The sequence below is a fragment of the Pseudomonas sp. CH61 genome (assembly GCF_059429415.1).
In genome coordinates, this window is record NZ_CM182098.1 from 6,397,482 (window position 1) to 6,416,903 (window position 19,422).

At 59.4% G+C, this 19,422-nt stretch carries 16 protein-coding genes and 2 tRNA genes; 14 read left to right on the plus strand and 4 right to left on the minus strand.

Annotation, left to right across the window (positions count from 1 at the left end):
* Nucleotides 1–37: 37 nt before the first annotated feature.
* From hfq to AC5SEM_RS28780, 7 genes are all read left to right on the plus strand, one after another.
* Nucleotides 38–298, plus strand: coding sequence for an RNA chaperone Hfq (gene hfq, locus AC5SEM_RS28750; protein WP_007902656.1), 261 nt, complete (start codon nt 38–40; stop codon nt 296–298).
* A gap of 12 nt (nt 299–310) precedes the next feature.
* A complete protein-coding gene (gene hflX, locus AC5SEM_RS28755) occupies nt 311–1,612 on the plus strand; it encodes a ribosome rescue GTPase HflX (protein WP_077570632.1) in 1,302 nt (433 codons plus the stop codon).
* Between the two features lie 96 nt (nt 1,613–1,708).
* Nucleotides 1,709–2,881 (plus strand): FtsH protease activity modulator HflK, encoded by a 1,173-nt coding sequence (hflK, locus tag AC5SEM_RS28760; RefSeq protein WP_077570634.1) that lies wholly within the window; start codon nt 1,709–1,711, stop codon nt 2,879–2,881.
* The gene (hflC, locus tag AC5SEM_RS28765) at nt 2,881–3,750 is read left to right on the plus strand and encodes a protease modulator HflC (RefSeq protein WP_077570635.1); all 870 of its coding nucleotides are present in this window, start codon (nt 2,881–2,883) and stop codon (nt 3,748–3,750) included. Before hflK ends, hflC begins: the two co-directional genes overlap by 1 nt.
* Before the next feature lie 313 nt (nt 3,751–4,063).
* Entirely contained in the window at nt 4,064–5,251 is a 1,188-nt protein-coding gene (locus AC5SEM_RS28770) for an ATP phosphoribosyltransferase regulatory subunit (protein WP_495471802.1), read from the plus strand.
* Between the two features lie 54 nt (nt 5,252–5,305).
* Nucleotides 5,306–6,595, plus strand: a complete 1,290-nt coding sequence (locus AC5SEM_RS28775; RefSeq protein WP_007915835.1) for an adenylosuccinate synthase — start codon at nt 5,306–5,308, stop codon at nt 6,593–6,595.
* A gap of 140 nt (nt 6,596–6,735) precedes the next feature.
* Complete coding sequence (locus tag AC5SEM_RS28780) at nt 6,736–8,670, plus strand: methyl-accepting chemotaxis protein (protein ID WP_495471803.1); 1,935 nt, start codon at nt 6,736–6,738, stop codon at nt 8,668–8,670.
* Nucleotides 8,671–8,761: 91 nt separating this feature from the next.
* On the opposite strand, the gene AC5SEM_RS28785 is transcribed toward AC5SEM_RS28780, so the two are convergent.
* The 4 genes from AC5SEM_RS28785 to AC5SEM_RS28800 form a co-directional block, all read right to left on the minus strand.
* Complete coding sequence (locus AC5SEM_RS28785; RefSeq protein ID WP_495471804.1) at nt 8,762–10,327, minus strand: ABC transporter permease; 1,566 nt, start codon at nt 10,325–10,327, stop codon at nt 8,762–8,764.
* Nucleotides 10,327–11,337, minus strand: coding sequence for an extracellular solute-binding protein (locus AC5SEM_RS28790; RefSeq protein ID WP_007915841.1), 1,011 nt, complete (start codon nt 11,335–11,337; stop codon nt 10,327–10,329). The genes AC5SEM_RS28785 and AC5SEM_RS28790 overlap by 1 nt, the downstream gene beginning before the upstream one ends.
* Before the next feature lie 180 nt (nt 11,338–11,517).
* A tRNA-Leu gene (locus AC5SEM_RS28795) sits at nt 11,518–11,604 on the minus strand.
* 180 nt (nt 11,605–11,784) lie between these two features.
* Nucleotides 11,785–11,871 (minus strand) — tRNA-Leu (locus AC5SEM_RS28800).
* Between the two features lie 225 nt (nt 11,872–12,096).
* Between AC5SEM_RS28800 and rnr the strand changes: the two genes are divergently transcribed.
* The 7 genes from rnr (at nt 12,097) to dnaB (ending at nt 19,392) form a co-directional block, all read left to right on the plus strand.
* Nucleotides 12,097–14,727 carry a ribonuclease R gene (rnr, locus tag AC5SEM_RS28805; RefSeq protein ID WP_137217687.1) on the plus strand — a complete coding sequence of 877 codons (2,631 nt, stop codon included), beginning with the start codon at nt 12,097–12,099 and terminating at the stop codon, nt 14,725–14,727.
* Nucleotides 14,724–15,491, plus strand: a complete 768-nt coding sequence (rlmB, locus tag AC5SEM_RS28810) for a 23S rRNA (guanosine(2251)-2'-O)-methyltransferase RlmB (protein ID WP_016983783.1) — start codon at nt 14,724–14,726, stop codon at nt 15,489–15,491. The genes rnr and rlmB overlap by 4 nt, the downstream gene beginning before the upstream one ends.
* 307 nt (nt 15,492–15,798) lie before the next feature.
* Nucleotides 15,799–16,218 (plus strand): 30S ribosomal protein S6, encoded by a 420-nt coding sequence (gene rpsF, locus AC5SEM_RS28815; protein ID WP_007915844.1) that lies wholly within the window; start codon nt 15,799–15,801, stop codon nt 16,216–16,218.
* Between the two features lie 29 nt (nt 16,219–16,247).
* Complete coding sequence (gene rpsR, locus AC5SEM_RS28820) at nt 16,248–16,478, plus strand: 30S ribosomal protein S18 (protein WP_002551829.1); 231 nt, start codon at nt 16,248–16,250, stop codon at nt 16,476–16,478.
* 36 nt (nt 16,479–16,514) lie between these two features.
* Nucleotides 16,515–17,408, plus strand: a complete 894-nt coding sequence (locus AC5SEM_RS28825) for a hypothetical protein (protein ID WP_016983782.1) — start codon at nt 16,515–16,517, stop codon at nt 17,406–17,408.
* Nucleotides 17,409–17,427: 19 nt separating this feature from the next.
* Complete coding sequence (rplI, locus tag AC5SEM_RS28830) at nt 17,428–17,874, plus strand: 50S ribosomal protein L9 (protein ID WP_003186385.1); 447 nt, start codon at nt 17,428–17,430, stop codon at nt 17,872–17,874.
* 120 nt (nt 17,875–17,994) lie between these two features.
* A complete protein-coding gene (dnaB, locus tag AC5SEM_RS28835) occupies nt 17,995–19,392 on the plus strand; it encodes a replicative DNA helicase (RefSeq protein WP_008078305.1) in 1,398 nt (465 codons plus the stop codon).
* The last annotated feature ends 30 nt before the right edge of the window (nt 19,393–19,422 follow it).

Here is a 19,422-nt window from a genome sequence, read left to right on the forward strand (position 1 = left end):
CTATTTTTATTATTGAATCCTTAAAGGAGTGCGGCACATGTCAAAAGGGCATTCGCTACAAGACCCTTACTTGAATACTTTACGTAAAGAGAAAGTTGGGGTTTCCATCTATCTGGTCAACGGTATCAAACTGCAAGGCACGATCGAGTCGTTCGACCAGTTCGTGATCCTGCTGAAAAACACCGTAAGCCAGATGGTTTACAAACACGCTATCTCGACAGTAGTGCCGGTTCGTCCAATTCGTCTGCCTAGCGCAACCGAATCCGAAGCAGGTGACGCTGAGCCAGGTAACGCCTGATAGGAGTCTCCTTTGTTCTTTGAGCGCCACGGTGGTGGTGAGCGAGTGATCCTCGTTCACTTGGATGGACAGGACCCTGAGGCGCGCGAAGATCCGCAGGAGTTTCAGGAATTGGCTAATTCGGCCGGCGCCGAGACCGTTGCGTTTTTTAACGTGCCGCGTCATCGGCCAACCGCCAAATATCTGATCGGCAGCGGCAAGGTCGAGGAACTGCGCGACCTGGTCAAGGCTGAAGAAGCCGATCTGGTGATTTTCAATCACATCCTCACGCCCAGTCAGGAACGTAACCTCGAACGTGTTTTCGAGTGTCGCGTGATCGACCGTACGGGTCTGATTCTCGATATTTTTGCCCAGCGCGCCCGCACCCATGAAGGCAAGCTCCAGGTTGAACTGGCCCAGCTTGACCACATGAGCACGCGGCTGGTTCGCGGCTGGACTCACCTTGAGCGTCAGGGTGGCGGTATCGGCATGCGCGGTCCGGGTGAAACCCAGCTGGAAACCGACCGCCGTTTGCTGCGGGTCCGCCTGCGCCAGATCAAGGGCCGGCTGGAGAAGGTGCGCAGCCAGCGCGAGCAATCGCGACGCGGCCGTTCCCGTGCCGATATTCCGACCGTGTCTCTGGTGGGATATACCAACGCCGGTAAGTCCACACTCTTCAACAACGTGACGAAATCCGACGTCTACGCGGCCGACCAATTGTTCGCCACGCTGGACCCGACCTTGCGCCGTCTCGACATTGACGACCTGGGACCGATCGTTCTGGCGGACACGGTGGGCTTCATTCGTCACTTGCCGCACAAGCTGGTCGAAGCATTTCGGTCTACCCTCGAAGAGTCGAGCAATTCCGATCTGCTGTTGCACGTGATCGATGCGGCTGAACCGGATCGCATGTTGCAGATCGAGCAGGTGATGGTGGTGCTGGGCGAGATTGGTGCCCAGGACTTGCCGATCCTCGAGGTCTATAACAAACTCGATTTGCTTGAAGGCGTTGAGCCACAAATCCAGCGCGACGAAAACGGCAAGCCCCAGCGGGTCTGGCTGTCGGCGCGTGATGGCAGCGGTCTGGAATTGCTTGAACAAGCCATTGCTGAATTACTTGGCAGTGATTTGTTCATCGGTACCTTGCGCTTGCCGCAACGATTCGCGCGACTGCGTGCGCAGTTTTTCGAACTCGGTGCGGTGCAGAAAGAAGAGCATGACGAAGAAGGCATCAGTCTGCTGGCCGTTCGTTTGCCCCGTGTCGAGTTGAATCGACTGGTAAGCCGCGAAGGATTGCAGCCGATGGAGTTCATCGAGCAACACACTTTGCAATAAAAGCCTGACAAAGCGGTTGTGCCGCAACGGCAGGCATTCTGTAGCATTGGTCGGCGCGCCGTGGGTGCGTCTTTGCTTTATCAGATGGAGAGCGCTATGGCTTGGAATGAGCCGGGTGGCAACTCGAATAATCAGGATCCTTGGGGTGGCAAACGCCGCAATAACGGCGACCGCAAGGGGCCACCGGATCTCGACGAGGCCTTCCGAAAGCTGCAGGAAAGCCTGAACGGGTTGTTCGGTGGTGGTAAGAAACGTGGTGATGACGGCGGTGGTTCGGGCAAGAGCAGTGGCGGCTTCGGCGGTCTGCTCGGCATCGGCCTCGTCGTGCTGGCGGCTGTCTGGCTGTACAGCGCGGTCTACGTGGTGGACGAGCAGGAGCAGGCCGTGGTGCTGCGCTTCGGCAAGTATTACGAGACTGTCGGCCCGGGCCTGAACATCTACTTCCCGCCGATCGACAAGAAGTACATGGAAAACGTCACGCGTGAGCGTGCCTACACCAAGCAGGGCCAGATGCTGACCGAAGACGAGAACATCGTCGAAGTGCCGCTGACCGTGCAGTACAAGATCAGCAACCTGCAGGACTTCGTGCTGAACGTCGATCAGCCGGAAATCAGCCTGCAGCATGCGACCGACAGCGCCCTGCGCCACGTGGTGGGTTCCACCGCCATGGACCAGGTGCTGACTGAAGGTCGTGAATTGATGGCCAGCGAAATCAAGGAGCGTCTGCAACGTTTCCTCGATACCTATCGCACCGGCATCACCGTCACTCAGGTCAACGTACAGAGCGCAGCGGCACCGCGTGAAGTGCAGGAAGCCTTCGACGACGTGATCCGCGCCCGTGAAGACGAGCAGCGCTCGCGCAACCAGGCTGAAACCTACGCCAACGGTGTCGTGCCGGAAGCGCGTGGCCAGGCCCAGCGCCTCCTTGAGGATGCCAACGGTTATCGTGACGAAACGGTTTCGCGCGCCAAGGGTGAGGCTGATCGCTTTACCAAACTGGTTGCCGAGTACCGCAAGGCACCTGAAGTTACCCGCCAGCGTCTGTACCTGGACACCATGCAGGAAGTCTTCAGCAACACCAGCAAGGTACTCGTGACCGGCAACAAAAACGGCCAGAGCAACCTGCTTTACCTGCCGTTGGACAAAATGATTCAGAACAGCTCGGGCAGCAATGCACCGGTTACCGGTTCGGCTGCCGCCAGCAACAACACGGACGCCACGCCGCATGTCACTGACCTGCCGCAGTCGCGCACAAGGGAGACCCGCTGATGAGCAATAAATCGCTGATCGCCCTTATTGTTGGCGTCGTTGTCGTGCTGGTGGGCTGGAACTGCTTCTACATCGTCGCTCAGACCGAGCGTGCGGTACTGCTGCAATTCGGTCGTGTGGTTCAGGCGGATGTTCAGCCAGGTCTGCATGTGAAAGTGCCTTACGTTAACCAGGTGCGTAAATTCGACGCGCGTCTGATGACGCTGGATGCACCGACACAGCGTTTCCTGACCCTGGAAAAGAAAGCCGTGATGGTCGACGCTTATGCCAAGTGGCGCGTGAAAGATGCCGAGCGCTTCTACACCGCGACTTCCGGCCTCAAGCAAATCGCCGACGAGCGTCTGTCCCGTCGTCTGGAATCCGGTCTGCGTGACCAGTTCGGCAAGCGCACCCTGCACGAAGTGGTGTCGGGTGAGCGTGACGCGTTGATGGCTGACATCACCGCATCGCTGAACAAAATGGCGGAAAAAGAGCTGGGTATCGAAGTGGTCGATGTCCGGGTCAAGACCATCGATCTGCCTAAAGAAGTAAACCGTAGCGTGTTCGAACGTATGAGCACCGAGCGTGAGCGTGAAGCTCGCGAGCACCGCGCCAAGGGTAACGAGCTGGCTGAAGGCATCCGTGCCGACGCCGATCGTCAGCGTCGCGTGTTGCTGGCTGAAGCCTATCGTGAATCCGAAGAGATTCGCGGTGACGGCGACGCCCAGGCCGCTGCGATCTACTCCAAGGCCTACGGTCAGGATCAGGAGTTCTACAGTTTCTATCGTAGCCTGCGCGCCTACCGTGAAAGCTTCGCGAACAAATCCGACGTATTGGTCCTCGACCCAAGCAGCGACTTTTTCCATTACCTGGAAAAAGCCAAGCCTTGATACGCCGTTGACCTGAATCATTCCGCCCGGCGGCTAAAACCTCGGGCGGGGTGATCCTTTGGGAAAACGTGTGTATGATGCGGCAGCCGGGAAATTCCCGGCTTTTTTGCGTCTGCACGTTTGATTGCTGTTTTTTGTTGCAGGCATCGGGTTGAATGGCCCGAGAGTATTTCGAGGAAAATGATGGGCGAAGCCGGTAACAGGCCTTTCGCCGCGTCGTTCATGCGCGTGCGTTTTGAACGGTTCAGTCATTTTCTGCTTCACTCAAGGCTCGCCCGCAGGCTGGCCGCCCGGATCAAAGGGGAATGGCGTAATGGCAACGGTAGACCGCTGGCTGCTGCCAGATGGCATCGAAGAAGTACTGCCACCGGAAGCGGCGCGCATTGAAGTCGCGCGTCGTCAGGTGTTGGATCTGTTCCAGAGCTGGGGTTACGAGTTTGTCGTGACTCCCCATATCGAGTACCTGGAATCCCTGCTGACCGGCGCGGGCCGGGACCTGGATCTGCGTACCTTCAAGGTCATCGACCCGCAATCGGGTCGGCAGATGGGTTTCCGTGCCGACATCACGCCGCAAGTGGCGCGCATCGATGCGCATACCCTGCGTCGCGAGGGCCCGAGCCGTCTGTGCTACGCCGGCAGCGTGCTGCATGCCCAGCCGCGAGCACTGTCGTCCTCGCGCAGCCCGATCCAGTTGGGTGCCGAGTTGTACGGCGACGCCAGCCCGAGCAGCGACGTTGAAGTCATCAGCCTGATGCTGGCCATGCTGCAACTGGCCGATGTGCCGGATGTGCACATGGACCTTGGTCATGTCGGTATCTATCGTGGTCTGGCGCGTGCCGCCGGTCTGTCCGGTGAAGTCGAGCAGCAGTTGTTCGATGCATTGCAACGCAAGGCCATCGACGAGGTCATTACCTTGACCGAAGGCTTGCCGGCCGACCTGTCCGGCATGCTGCGGGCGCTGGTTGATCTGTGCGGCGGCCGTGAAGTGTTGAGCGCTGCCCGCGAGCGTCTGGCCAATGCGCCGGCGCCAGTTCTGGCGGCACTGGAAGATTTGCTGGCAATCGCCGAGCGTCTGTCGGCGCGCTTCCCGGCGCTGCCTTTGTACTTCGATCTGGGCGAGCTGCGTGGCTACCACTACCACACCGGTGTGGTGTTCGCGGTGTTCGTGCCGGGCGTTGGCCAGTCCATCGCTCAGGGCGGTCGTTACGACGACATCGGTGCCGACTTCGGTCGCGCCCGTCCAGCGACAGGCTTTTCCACCGATTTGAAAACCCTGGTGACCCTGGGGCGTGCTGAGATCGAGCTACCGTCTGGCGGTATCTGGATGCCTGACAGTACGGATGCGGCACTCTGGCAGCAGGTTTGCCAGTTGCGCAGTGAGGGTCAGCGTGTCGTTCAGGCGTTGCCTGGGCAACCTTTGGCCGCCGCCCGTGATGCGGACTGCGACCGGCAATTGATTCAGCAGAACGGGCTTTGGCAAGTATCGCCACTGGCTTCTTGAGTTTTCCTGCCGGCCATCGCCGGCACCAAGTTTGCGCGAATGAGGACAAGTGTTATGGGTAAGAATGTCGTAGTCCTGGGCACCCAATGGGGTGATGAGGGCAAAGGCAAGATCGTTGATCTGCTGACCGAACATGCTGCAGCCGTAGTGCGCTACCAAGGTGGCCACAACGCTGGCCACACACTGGTGATCGACGGCGAGAAAACCGTCCTGCACCTGATCCCGTCGGGCGTGCTGCGCGAAGGCGTGCAGTGCCTGATCGGCAACGGCGTGGTGGTTGCACCAGACGCCCTGCTGCGCGAGATCACCAAGCTGGAAGAGAAAGGCGTACCGGTGCGCGAGCGTCTGCGTATCAGCCCGTCCTGCCCGCTGATCCTGTCCTTCCACGTGGCGCTGGACCAGGCCCGTGAAAAGGCCCGTGGCGAGCTGAAGATCGGTACCACCGGTCGCGGCATCGGCCCGGCGTACGAAGACAAGGTTGCGCGTCGTGGCCTGCGTGTTGGCGACCTGCTGAACATGCCGCGCTTCGAAGACAAGCTGCGTGAACTGGTGGATTACCACAACTTCATGCTGGTTGGTTACTACAAAGAGCCGGCCATCGAGTTCGAAAAGACCCTGGCCGAGTGCAAGGAATACGCTGAGCTGCTGAAGCCGCTGATGCTCGACGTGACGGCTGAGCTGCACGACCTGCGTCGTGCCGGCAAAGACATCATGTTCGAAGGCGCCCAGGGTTCGTTGCTCGACATCGACCACGGTACCTACCCATACGTGACCAGCTCCAACACCACCGCCGGTGGCGTCGCGACCGGTTCGGGCGTTGGCCCGATGTTCCTGGATTACATCCTGGGCATCACCAAGGCTTACACCACTCGCGTTGGTTCGGGCCCGTTCCCGACTGAGCTGTTCGACGACGTCGGTGCGCACCTGGCCAAGCAAGGTCACGAGTTCGGTGCGACCACCGGCCGTGCTCGTCGTTGCGGCTGGTTCGACGCCGTTATCCTGCGTCGCGCTATCGATGTGAACAGCATCTCGGGTATCTGCCTGACCAAGCTGGACGTGCTCGACGGTCTGGAAACCATCAACATCTGCGTCGGCTACAAAGATGCCGAAGGCAATGCCGTTGCCCCGACTGATGCTGACAGCTACGTAGGCCTGCAGCCTGTGTACGAAGAAGTGCCGGGCTGGACCGAATCGACCGTGGGTGCCAAAACCCTGGAAGAGCTGCCAGCTAACGCTCGTGCCTACATCAAGCGCGTTGAAGAGTTGATCGGCGCGCCGATCGACATTATTTCGACGGGCCCGGACCGCAACGAAACCATCGTTCTGCGTCATCCGTTTGCTTGATAAGTCGTTGATGTAAAAACACAAAGGCCCCTTCATCGGGGCCTTTGTCGTTTATGCCTGTTGGACGGCATGACCTTTGCTGTGAATCTGTCTACAAGAGTGCCATCAAATTAATGGCGTCAGAAGTAGAGGTATTCACAGTGTCGGCCGTTCTCTCACTGTTACAAAGCCGTTTGTTGCGGCCCGTGTTCGTTACCCTTGGTATCGCCCTTTTGGTGCAAGTGTTGGTGGCGGTCGCCCTGACGCGGAGCACCGTCACGGCGCTGGAAGCTGATTTGGCGGTGCGTCTCGGCGCCGACAGCCAGAAACTCTCCGGCGAGCTGGAGCAGGCCGGGCGTGAAGTCACCTCGAGTCTCGATGCCTTGTCTGCCAGTACCCGTCAGCGGCTGACTGCCGGCCTGTCTTCGCGACTGAAAGACGAGCAGGCGCAATTGCGTGCGACGCTGGAAAAGGATCTGAAGGATTCGGCCAATGACATGGCGCAATTGCTCGCATCCGTGGCACCGCGTGCCATGTGGGACAGCGACGTACCGACCCTGTCCGAGTTCGCCCGGCGGGCCCAGCGCAATCCCAACGTGCTGTTTGTGGTGTACGACGATGCCACCGGTCAGCACCTGACCCGTTATCTCAATCGCGAAAATCCGATCAACAAGGCCTTGCTGGAAAAAGGCCAGGGCGAGCGCGCGCTGGATAAAGTGCTGGATGCGGCGAAAAACGATCCATCGGTTTACTACCTCGAGGCATCGATCAATCCCAATGGCGTGGAAATCGGCAAAGTGCTGATGGGTGTGTCCACGGCCTCGGTGGAAACCGATCTGGCGGCACTGGACAAGCGCTTCTCGGCGTTGATCGCCAGCAGTGATCAGTTGGTCGGCGACAGCCTCAAGGGCGCCGCAGCGGACAGCGCCAAAGCCATGCAGGCGCGCCTGCAATCGGCGCAGTCAACGGCTGTCGAGATGAAAGCCAACACCACCAATACCGTTCAGGAAGCAGCAGCAACGTTGCGCTGGCGGGTCGGCATGGGCCTGGCGCTGGTCGGTTGCGGCGTGCTGCTGTTGCTCGCGGTCGTGCTCGGCCATCGCGTGGTCAATCGGCTGAAGATGCTCAATGCCGCGATGGATGATCTGGCGGCGGGCGAGGGCGACCTGACCAAGCGAGTACAGATCAACAGCAAGGATGAAATCGGCGACATGGCTTCGGCGGTCAATCGCTTTGTGGATAAGTTGCAGCCGATCGTGCGCGAGGCGGGCGATGTTGCGCAGCGCACCGGCGTGGAAATCGGCGCGATGACGCTGCGCAATGCCGGTGCGGATGCAGCGGCAGGTATGCAGCGTGATGAAGTAGCGGAGAGCCTGCGCGCGCTATCGCAGATGGCCGATGAGGCGCAATCGGAAAGCCACGCGATGCAGGCGGCGTTGAAGCAAGTGGTGGATATTCGTCAGGCTACTGATGAAAACACCCGCACCTCCGCCAAGGTCGGCAGCCTGATCGAGGCGCTGGCGGGGCAGGTTGATACCGGGGCAAAAGTCATCGAGCGGCTGGCGCAGCAGAGCGAGCAGATTGAAGTGGTGCTGACGGTGATTCACGGGATCGCCGAGCAGACCAACTTGCTCGCATTGAACGCCGCTATCGAGGCGGCACGTGCCGGCGAAACCGGGCGCGGCTTTGCGGTTGTGGCCGACGAGGTGCGGGCGCTGGCGAGCAAGACGCAAAGCTCCACCGGCGATATTCAGGCGCACATCGTCGCGTTGCAGCAGGGCGCGCGTGAGGCGGTCGAGGCAATCGGTCAGGCCGGGCGCCAGGCCAGCGAAGGTTTGCTGGTGTTGCGCGACAGTGCGCGGTTGCAGCAATCGGTGCAGGCGTCGGTCGAGCAGGTGCATGCGGCGATTGGTCTGGCGACGCAGGCGGCTGCGCATCAGGCGCAAGGTGCGCAGGCAGTGCGTGGGCGAGTCGAAACGATTCATGCACAGGCCGAGAAAGCGGCGCAGGCGGTGGTGGAGACCACGGCGAGCGGCAAGGTGCTGGATGGTTTGGCGGCGCAGCTGAAGGCCAGCCTGGGGCAGTTCAGGGCTTGAGGTTGTCTGGGCGGGCCTCTTCGCGAGCAGGCTCACTCTTACAGGGGAAACGCATTCCAATGTAGGAGTGAGCCTGCTCGCGATAGCTGTTTCAGCGGCTCAGATACATCCGAGTTGTCAGTAAATAAACCGGCAATCCCGATACCAAAATCAACAACGCCGCATAAGGCGCCGCCGCCGCAAACTCAACATTCGCGGTGTGCGCCCAGACCTCGGTCGCCAACGTGTTCAGCCCGGTCGGACTCAGCAGCAACGTCGCCGTCAATTCCTTCATCGCATCCAGAAACACCAGGGCAAACGCCGCGCCTAATGCCGGGAAGATAATCGGCAACGTCACCCGGCAAAACGCCGTAAACGATGAAGCGCCCAGCGTACGCGCAGCCTCTTCCAGCTGCGGCGCAGCCTTGTTCAGCGCCGTACGAATCGGCGCCTGCGCCAGCGGTAAAAACAGCAGCGCATAAGCAATCAGCAACAACCCCGAAGTCTGGTACAGCGCCGGCACGTAATGCAGGGCGAAATACACCAGCGTCAACGCAATCACCAATCCTGGCAGTGCATGCAGCAGATACGGCAGGCGCTCGGCCCAGATTGCCAGTTGGCCTTTGTAACGCACCACCAGCAAGCCGACCGGCACGGCCAGCACCAGGCACAATGCCGCACCGCCTAGAGAAAGCGCCAAAGAAGAAAGCAGCGCTTCAGTAATCGCGGCCACCGGAAAAGCCGCCGACGAACCGACCGCCAGCCAATACGCCAGCATCCCCAGTGGAATCCCGCTGCCAACCACCGCCAGCATCAGGCAGTACAACTGGCCGACCGCTGCCCATGGTCCGAGTCGAACCTGTTCAGCCTGCCGCGCTGCACCTTGCCCGGTACGTACATGTCGACCTTTGCCGCGTACCCGCAACTCCAGCCACAGCAGCACCAGACACAGCGCCAAAAGCACGGCCGACAGCATCGCCGCGTTGGCGTTGCTGAATGCCAGTTCGAATTGCTGATAGATCGCGGTGGTGAAGGTTTGCAGGCCGATGATCGACAGCGCGCCGAACTCCACCAGCATGTGCAAGGCAATCAGCAACGAACCAGCCAATAGCGATGGCCAGAGCAAAGGTAAGGTGACGCGGAAAAACACGCCCCAGCGATTCTGCCCGAGGGTGCGGGCCGATTCTTCAAGGGACGGATCGAGATTGCGCAGCGTCGCCGCCACCGGCAGGAAAATCAGCGGGTACTTCGACAGGCTCATCACCAGAATCGCCCCGCCGAGCCCTTCGAACTGCGCGCTCAAAGAGACCCAGGTGAAACTGCTGACAAATGCTGGTACTGCGAACGGCAGGCACAGAATCACGCCCCACAAGCGTCGCCCCGGTAAGTTGCTGCGCTCCAGCAGCCAGGCCAGCGACAGGCCGATCACGCCGCACGTGAGGGTTACGCCAACCATCAAGGCCAAGGTGTTGCGCAGCAGGCCGAATACATACGGGCGCCACAGCAAATGCAGCGCCTCGGCCCAGCCGGCCTGCCAGGCTTTGAGCCCGACATAGGCCAGCGGCAACAGGCTCAGCACCACCAGCAACAACACCGGCAGCACCAGCCAGATCGATGGCCGCTTGCGCTTTGGTACGTAACCCCCGCGCGCGGCGGGGGCGGATAACGATGCGGTCATCAGTTCAAGCCAACTTCGCGTTCCAGCTCCAGTGCTTCTTCGGCATTGCCCAGATCGGCTGGCGTGACGTTCGGCGCTTCCAGTTCGCTGAACGGCTTGAGTCCGCGATCCGATTCCATGCCTTTGTGCAGCGGATACTCGGCGGTGGTCTGAGTGATCACGCGCTGGCCTTCTTCGCTGGCCATGTAGGCGAGGAATTGCTGGGCTTCTTTTGGATGTTTGCTGGATTTCAGCACGGCAGCGCTCGATACAGTGATCAAGCCGCCAGCGTCGCCGCCGGTGAAGTAATGCAGTTTCGAATCCAGTTTGCCTTTCTCGCGCTGCAGGGCGAACCAGTAGTAGTTGTTCACCAGCACGGTAGCGACTTCGCCGTTTTCCACGGCTTTGAGGGCAACCATGTTGTTGCTGTAGGTCTTGCCGAACGCGCGCAGGCCGGTCAGCCATTCTTCAGCAGCATCGCGACCGTGCATCTTGATAATGGCTACGGCTTGTTCCTGGAAGGCGCCGCTGGTCGGTACGAAACCGACTTTGCCTTGCCATTGCGGATCGGAGAATTCCATCACCGATTTCGGCAGGTCTTTTTCATCGACCAGTTTCGGGTTGTAAGCGACCACGCGAACGCGCGCCGTCACGCCGATCCAGGTACCGTTACCGGCGACATATTTTTCCGGAAGCACAGCCAAAGTGGCGTCGTCGGTCTTGGCCAGCAAGCCCAGTTCGCCAAGATTGTTCAGTGGCGGCGACTCTTCGGTGTAGATCACGTCGGCAGGGGAACGGTCGCCTTCTTCGATGATCTGGCTGGCGAGCTGATTGCTGCTGCCTTTGCGCACGTTGACGTGAATGCCGGTCTTGGCTTCGAAGGCTTTGGCGATCGCGTCGCCGACTTCCTTGTGCTGGCCGTTGTAGAGAGTCAGGGAAACTGCGTCGGCAGCCTGGGTGAGGGGAGTGGCGAGCGCCAGGCCGAGGAGGGTGAAGGTCAGGCCTCGGCGCAGGGTATTTCGAAACGTCATTCGCAGGGTTCCTCACTGTCGCATTGCAAAAACTTGCAACAATGATAAACGATATTGTTTCTCAAGTGCGCCTTGCGAGAGGTTCTGCGTTCCTGTAGGGGGGATTCAGGAGGCCAGAAACGCAAAAACCCGCTTTCGCGGGTTTCTGTGAAATCCAAGGTCGTAACCTTGAATTTGAATTGGTGCCCAGAAGAAGACTCGAACTTCCACGACCGTAAGGTCACCAGCACCTGAAGCTGGCGTGTCTACCAATTTCACCATCTGGGCAATCATCGCTAGCGTTGCCGCTGTTGATGTGGCGCACTATACGGAGCGCCTTTTGATCTGTAAACCCCTGATTTAATTTTAATAAATCAGTTTTAAGAAAACCCGGGCTTAGAATGCAAAAAACCCGCTTTCGCGGGTTTTGTGTGAGCCTTGAAACTGATCTAGTCTCAAACTCGAAATTGGTGCCCAGAAGAAGACTCGAACTTCCACGACCGTAAGGTCACCAGCACCTGAAGCTGGCGTGTCTACCAATTTCACCATCTGGGCAGTATCGGCAACGCTGTGCGTCGTCGATGGCGCGCACTATACGGAGCGTCTTTTTAACTGTAAACCCCTGTCAGCAAAAAATATGATTTTTTTTACCAGCGGTGGTCAAAACGGCGTTCGGGCGTCGATACAGACCCTCAGTTGGGCCTTATATAGTCGGAAATTTCCCGTTTCATGGCGCCTATGCCAAACTAACCCGCATATAGACAAGGTGAAAACTCTCTAATGGCCGATTGGCAGTCCCTCGATCCCGAGGCCGCTCGTGAAGCGGAAAAATACGAAAACCCTATTCCTAGCCGCGAACTGATCCTGGCGCACCTCGCCGATCGGGGTTCGCCTGCTGCCCGCGAGCAACTGGTCGAAGAGTTTGGTCTGACCACAGAAGACCAGATCGAAGCCCTGCGCCGCCGTCTGCGCGCCATGGAGCGCGACGCTCAATTGATCTACACCCGCCGTGGCACTTACGCGCCGGTCGACAAGCTCGACCTGATCCTCGGCCGCATCAGCGGTCACCGTGACGGTTTCGGCTTCCTGGTGCCGGACGACGGCAGCGATGACCTGTTCATGAGCCCGGCGCAAATGCGTCTGGTGTTCGATGGCGACCGTGCACTGGCGCGTGTTTCCGGTCTCGACCGTCGCGGTCGCCGCGAAGGCGTGATCGTCGAAGTGGTCTCCCGTGCCCACGAAACCATCGTCGGCCGCTACTTTGAAGAAGGCGGCATCGGCTTCGTCGTCGCCGACAACCCGAAGATTCAGCAAGAAGTGCTGGTGACGCCGGGCCGCAACGCCAACGCGCAGATCGGTCAGTTCGTCGAGGTGAAAATCACCCACTGGCCGACGCCGCGCTTCCAGCCGCAAGGCGATGTGGTCGAAGTGGTCGGCAACTACATGGCGCCGGGCATGGAAATCGATGTCGCCCTGCGCACCTACGACATTCCGCACGTCTGGCCTGAAGCCGTTCTGAAAGAAGCCGCCAAGCTGAAGCCGGAAGTCGAAGAAAAAGACAAAGAGAAGCGCGTCGACCTGCGCCATCTGCCGTTCGTCACCATCGACGGCGAAGATGCCCGCGACTTCGACGATGCGGTTTATTGCGAAGCCAAACCGGGCAAGCTGCGCCTGTTCTCCGGCGGCTGGAAGTTGTACGTGGCGATTGCCGACGTTTCCAGCTATGTGAAGATCGGTTCGGCGCTGGATAACGAAGCGCAAGTGCGCGGCAACTCCGTGTACTTCCCGGAGCGCGTCGTACCAATGCTGCCTGAGCAACTGTCCAACGGCCTGTGCTCGCTGAACCCGCACGTCGATCGTCTGGCCATGGTTTGCGAGATGACCATCTCCAAGTCCGGCGAGATGACCGACTACTGCTTCTATGAGGCGGTGATCCACTCCCACGCTCGTCTGACGTACAACAAAGTCAGCGCGATGCTGGAAACGCCGAAAATCACCGAGGCGCGTCAGCTGCGCGGTGAGTACAACGACGTTCTGCCGCACCTTAAACAGCTGTATGCGCTGTACAAGGTGCTGCTGGCCGCCCGTCACGTCCGTGGCGCGATCGATTTCGAAACGCAGGAAACCCGGATCATCTTCGGTACCGAGCGCAAGATTGCCGAGATTCGTCCGACCACCCGCAACGACGCGCACAAGCTGATCGAGGAGTGCATGCTGGCGGCCAACGTGGCCACTGCCGAATTCCTCAAGAAGCACGAAATTCCTGCGCTGTACCGCGTCCACGACGGTCCGCCACCGGAGCGTCTGGAAAAACTGCGTGCGTTCCTTGGCGAGCTCGGTCTGTCCCTGCACAAAGGCAAGGACGGCCCGTCGCCGAAGGACTATCAGGCCTTGCTGGCGAGCATCAAGGACCGTCCGGATTTCCACCTGATTCAGACCGTGATGCTGCGTTCGCTGAGTCAAGCGGTGTACAGCGCTGACAATCAGGGCCACTTTGGCCTGAATTACGAAGCCTATACCCACTTCACTTCGCCGATCCGTCGTTATCCGGACCTGCTGACGCACCGCGCGATCCGCAGCGTGATCCACTCGAAACAGGACACCCCGCACGTTCGCCGTGCCGGTGCGATGACTATTCCGAAGGCGCGCATCTATCCGTACGACGAAGCGGCGCTGGAGCAGCTCGGCGAGCAGTGCTCGATGAGCGAGCGCCGTGCCGACGAGGCGACCCGCGACGTGGTGAACTGGCTCAAGTGCGAGTTCATGAAGGATCGCGTGGGTGAGTCGTTCCCGGGCGTGATCACCGCAGTGACCGGTTTTGGCCTGTTCGTCGAGCTGACCGATATCTACGTCGAAGGCCTGGTGCACGTCACCGCGCTGCCGGGCGATTACTACCACTTCGATCCTGTGCATCACCGCCTGGCGGGCGAGCGCACCGGTCGCAGCTTCCGTCTCGGCGATACCGTTGAAGTGCGCGTGATGCGCGTTGACCTCGACGAGCGCAAGATCGATTTCGAGATGGCCGAAAAAACCATCAGCGCGCCGATCGGTCGGAAAAAACGTGGCGCCGAAACCGCTGCGCCTGCTGCCAAGGCTTCGGAAGAAAAGGCTCCGGCAAAAACCGCTAGCCGTCGTCCGGCCAAGGAAAAGGCTGCCGAAGCCTATCGCCCTAGCGATGCCGTGGCGAAAAACGCCGAGCTGCGCAAAAGCCGTGAAATGAAGAAAGCGCTGCTTTCCGACGCGAAAAACGGTGGTAAAGCGGCGTCCGGGGGAAAGACCGGACGGTCGGCGCCTGAAAAGGCCTCCGGCGGCAAGCCAGCCAAACCGAGCAAACATCGTAAAGGCCCGCCAAAAGCGGGTTCTGCTCCAGCCAAAAGTGGCGGGGCACGTAAACCGAAGGCGAAGTCATGAGTCAGTTGGAAAAAATCTACGGCGTTCACGCGGTAGAAGCGTTGCTGCGTCACCACCCGAAACGCGTCAAGCAGATCTGGCTGGCGGAAAGCCGCAACGATCCGCGTGTGCAGACGCTGGTTGAATTGGCCAACGAGAATCGTGTTCAGGTAGGTCAGGCCGAGCGTCGCGAAATGGACGCTTGGGTTGAAGGCGTGCACCAGGGTGTGGTCGCGGAAGTCAGCCCGAGCCAGGTCTGGGGCGAAGCCATGCTCGACGAGCTGCTCGATCGCACTGAAGGTGCGCCGCTGTTGCTGGTGCTCGACGGCGTGACCGATCCGCACAACCTCGGCGCCTGCCTGCGTTCGGCCGATGCGGCCGGTGCGCTGGCGGTGATCGTGCCGAAAGACAAGTCGGCAACCTTGACGCCGGTCGTGCGTAAAGTCGCTTGCGGCGCGGCAGAAGTGATTCCGCTGGTGGCGGTAACCAACCTCGCGCGTACGCTGGAAAAGCTTCAGCAGCGCGGTCTGTGGATTGTCGGCACGGCAGGTGAGGCTGAAGTCAGCATTTACGACCAGGATCTGACTGGCCCGACCATTCTGATCATGGGCGCCGAAGGCAAAGGCATGCGTCGCTTGACTCGCGAACACTGCGACTATCTGGTGAAACTGCCAATGGCCGGTAGCGTCAGCAGTCTGAACGTTTCCGTAGCCACTGGCGTGTGCCTGTTCGAAGCGCAGCGTCAGCGCGGCGCCAAAGCCAAGGCTGCCGCGAAGAAATCCTGAGTCGTACACGATTCAAATGTGGGAGCGAGCCTGCTCGCGAAAGGGGTGTGTCAGACGACAATAATGTTGCCTGATATATCGCATTCGCGAGCAGGCTCGCTCCCACAGTGTTTTGTGGTGTGGCATAAATGGGTGATTGTTCAAATAATCACCAATTGCCTTGCACGTCCTCTATCCCTTCTCTACAATTGCGCCCCTTGCTGTGACGGCAGGCACGCATGTGCCCCGCGCCAGCAAGTCCATAAGTGTCATTCACTCCTTGTCTGACCGTTTTTGAGCGGCAGGCTACAACCCGTAAGGAGCATTCATGCGTCATTACGAAATCATCTTTTTGGTCCACCCGGATCAAAGCGAGCAAGTCGGCGGCATGGTTGAGCGTTACACCAAGCTGATCGAAGAAGACGGCGGCAAAATCCACCGTCTGGAAGATTGGGGCCGTCGTCAACTGGCCTACGCAATCAACAATGTTCACAAGGCTCACTACGTGATGCTGAACGTTGAGTGCACTGGCAAGGCCCTGGCCGAGCTGGAAGACAACTTCCGCTACAACGATGCAGTGATCCGTAACCTGGTCATCCGTCGCGACGAAGCTGTTACTGGCCAGTCCGAGATGCTCAAGGCTGAAGAAAACCGCAGTGAGCGCCGTGAGCGTCGCGATCGTCCTGAGCACGAAGGCGCTGAAAGCGCTGAAGGCGAAGAGAACGACAGCGATAACGCTGACGAGTAATCCACGGACCTTATTAAGGAGCCTATCAAATGGCACGTTTCTTCCGTCGTCGTAAATTCTGCCGTTTCACCGCTGAAGACGTGAAAGAGATCGATTACAAAGATCTCAACACTCTGAAAGCTTACGTATCCGAGACCGGCAAAATCGTTCCAAGCCGCATCACCGGTACCAAAGCTCGTTATCAGCGTCAGCTGGCCACCGCTATCAAGCGCGCCCGCTTCCTGGCCCTGCTGGCCTACACCGACAGCCACGGCCGCTGAGACCGGGCAGTCGACAAGTAGCAAAGGATTGAATGCATGCGTGCCTTAGCTGAGTTCATCATGCGAGGCCGTATGCAGGCCACTCTCGTGGTGGCCGGATGTGCAACATTGCCGTTGTTGTATTGGTTGGGCGCTGCCGCCGGGAGCCTTGTGCTGCTGCGGCGCGGACTGACGGACGCCCTGGGTGTTCTGTCTCTGGGGCTGCTGCCGGCATTGATCTGGTGGCTGTATGCCGATGACCCACGGGCACTTCTGGTGCTGCTGGGGTCTTCGGGACTTGCGTTGGTTTTGCGCGCAAGTGAGTCCTGGGTTCGCACGCTGCTGGTCAGCGTAGTGATTGGAGTGGTGTTTTCGGTGGTGCTCGGGGCTGCGTTTGCGGCCCAGATCGAGATGCTCGCGCAGGCCTTGATAAAGGTCATGCCAGCGCTTCTCGGTGAGACCTACAAGCAATTGTCGGTCGATGAGCAAGCGCGTTTCGCGTCCCTGATTGCACCGGTCCTGACCGGACTGATTGCGGCTTTGTTGCAAATCGTCAGCGTGCTGAGCCTGATTGTCGGGCGGCATTGGCAGGCGTTGTTGTACAACCCGGGTGGTTTTGGTCGCGAGTTTCGCGCCATCCGGATCCCGCTGGGGCCGGCGATGTTACTGCTGGCGTTGATGCTTCTGGGCCCGAATCTCGGTGCACAGATGGCCATGTTGACGCCGTTGTGCAGTGTACCGCTGGTGTTCGCCGGACTTGCCCTGATTCACGGGCTGGTCGGGCAGAAGCGACTGGCCGGTTTCTGGCTGGTGGGGTTGTACGTCACGCTGCTGCTGTTCATGCAGCTGATCTATCCGTTGCTCGTGGTCCTGGCCATTGTCGACAGCCTGATTGATTTTCGCGGTCGTCACGTGTCGAAAGACACCGATAACGCGAACGGTGAAGGTTAAAAGTTAAGAGGATTTCCACATGCAACTGATCCTTCTGGAAAAAATCGCCAACCTGGGCAACCTGGGCGACAAAGTAAACGTTAAGGCCGGTTACGGCCGTAACTACCTGCTGCCTTTCGGCAAAGCTACCGCTGCGACCGCTGCCAACCTGGCTGCGTTCGAAGAGCGTCGTGCTGAGCTGGAAAAAGCTGCCGCAGACCGTAAAGCATCGGCTGAAAGCCGTGCTGCCCAACTGGCCGAGCTGGAAGTGACCATCACTGCCACCGCTGGCGACGAAGGCAAGCTGTTCGGTTCGATCGGTACTCACGACATCGCTGACGCACTGACCGCCTCCGGCGTTGAAGTTGCGAAAAGCGAAGTTCGTCTGCCGAACGGCACCATCCGCAACGTGGGTGAATTCGACGTGGCTGTGCACCTGCACGCCGAAGTTGAAGCCACCGTACGCGTTGTCGTGGTAGCAGCTTAAGTAACACCTGATCGGCTGGCGGCTTGTCCGTCAGACGGTTAACATCGGGCACGATCCTGTTTACAGGTCGTGCCCTTTGTCTTTCTGAATTCCCTGTTTTTCCAAACAACACAAGTGGCCATGAACGATATCTCCGCTCCCGAGCAATACGATCTGCAAACCGCTGCCCTGAAGGTGCCGCCGCATTCCATCGAAGCCGAACAGGCTGTACTCGGTGGTCTGATGCTGGACAACAACGCCTGGGAACGCGTGCTCGATCAAGTCTCCGACGGCGATTTCTATCGACATGACCACCGTCTGATTTTCCGCGCGATCGCCAAACTGGCCGATCAGAACTCCCCGATCGACGTCGTGACCCTTGCCGAGCAATTGGACAAGGAAGGTCAGACCTCGCAAGTCGGTGGCCTCGGTTACCTCGGCGAGCTGGCGAAAAACACGCCATCCGTCGCCAACATCAAGGCCTATGCGCAGATCGTCCGCCAGCGCGCGACGTTGCGCCAACTGATCGGCATCAGCACCGAGATCGCCGACAGCGCCTTCAACCCGGAAGGCCGCACCGCCGAGGAAATTCTCGACGAAGCCGAGCGGCAGATCTTCGCGATTGCCGAGGCCCGCCCGAAAACCGGTGGCCCGGTGGGCGTGAATGACTTGCTGACCAAGGCCATCGACCGCATCGACACCTTGTTCAACACCGACAACGCCATCACCGGCCTGTCTACCGGTTACACCGACCTCGACGAGAAAACCAGCGGCCTGCAACCGGCCGACCTGATCATCGTCGCCGGTCGTCCGTCGATGGGTAAAACCACCTTCGCGATGAACCTGGTGGAAAACGCCGTACTGCGCAGCGACAAGGCCGTTCTGGTGTATTCCCTCGAGATGCCAGGTGAATCGCTGGTCATGCGTATGCTTTCCTCGCTCGGCCGCATCGACCAGACCAAGGTGCGTTCCGGCCAACTGGAAGACGATGACTGGCCGCGCCTGACCTCGGCGGTCAACCTGCTCAATGACCGCAAGCTGTTCATCGACGACACCGCCGGTATCAGCCCTTCGGAAATGCGTGCGCGTACCCGGCGTCTGGCGCGTGAACACGGTGAGATCGGCCTGATCATGATCGACTACCTGCAACTGATGCAGATTCCGGGTTCCGGCGGCGACAACCGAACCAACGAGATTTCTGAAATCTCGCGTTCCTTGAAAGCTCTGGCCAAGGAATTCAACTGCCCGGTGGTGGCGCTGTCTCAGCTCAACCGTTCCCTCGAGCAACGGCCGAACAAACGTCCAATCAACTCCGACCTCCGGGAATCCGGAGCGATCGAGCAGGACGCCGACGTGATCATGTTCGTGTACCGCGACGAGGTGTATCACCCGGAAACCGAACACAAGGGCATCGCCGAAATCATCATCGGCAAGCAGCGTAACGGCCCGATCGGTTTTATCCGTCTGGCGTTTATCGGCAAGTACACCCGCTTCGAAAACCTTGCGCCGGGCAGTTACAACTTCGACGACGACGAGTGACAGCAGGCCGAAATCATTCGGCCTGCTGTC

Excerpts from the sequence above, each read along its gene's own strand:
- rnr (WP_137217687.1), top strand. The coding sequence starts at position 12,097 with ATGGCCGATTGGCAGTCCCTCGATCCCGAGGCCGCTCGTGAAGCGGAA.
- hfq (WP_007902656.1), top strand. The coding sequence starts at position 38 with ATGTCAAAAGGGCATTCGCTACAAGACCCTTACTTGAATACTTTACGT.
- hflK (WP_077570634.1), top strand. The coding sequence starts at position 1,709 with ATGGCTTGGAATGAGCCGGGTGGCAACTCGAATAATCAGGATCCTTGG.
- AC5SEM_RS28825 (WP_016983782.1), top strand. The coding sequence starts at position 16,515 with ATGCGTGCCTTAGCTGAGTTCATCATGCGAGGCCGTATGCAGGCCACT.
- hflC (WP_077570635.1), top strand. The coding sequence starts at position 2,881 with ATGAGCAATAAATCGCTGATCGCCCTTATTGTTGGCGTCGTTGTCGTG.
- rpsF (WP_007915844.1), top strand. The coding sequence starts at position 15,799 with ATGCGTCATTACGAAATCATCTTTTTGGTCCACCCGGATCAAAGCGAG.
- AC5SEM_RS28775 (WP_007915835.1), top strand. The coding sequence starts at position 5,306 with ATGGGTAAGAATGTCGTAGTCCTGGGCACCCAATGGGGTGATGAGGGC.
- rplI (WP_003186385.1), top strand. The coding sequence starts at position 17,428 with ATGCAACTGATCCTTCTGGAAAAAATCGCCAACCTGGGCAACCTGGGC.
- AC5SEM_RS28785 (WP_495471804.1), bottom strand. The coding sequence starts at position 10,327 with ATGACCGCATCGTTATCCGCCCCCGCCGCGCGCGGGGGTTACGTACCA.
- AC5SEM_RS28790 (WP_007915841.1), bottom strand. The coding sequence starts at position 11,337 with ATGACGTTTCGAAATACCCTGCGCCGAGGCCTGACCTTCACCCTCCTC.
- rlmB (WP_016983783.1), top strand. The coding sequence starts at position 14,724 with ATGAGTCAGTTGGAAAAAATCTACGGCGTTCACGCGGTAGAAGCGTTG.
- AC5SEM_RS28770 (WP_495471802.1), top strand. The coding sequence starts at position 4,064 with ATGGCAACGGTAGACCGCTGGCTGCTGCCAGATGGCATCGAAGAAGTA.
- dnaB (WP_008078305.1), top strand. The coding sequence starts at position 17,995 with ATGAACGATATCTCCGCTCCCGAGCAATACGATCTGCAAACCGCTGCC.
- rpsR (WP_002551829.1), top strand. The coding sequence starts at position 16,248 with ATGGCACGTTTCTTCCGTCGTCGTAAATTCTGCCGTTTCACCGCTGAA.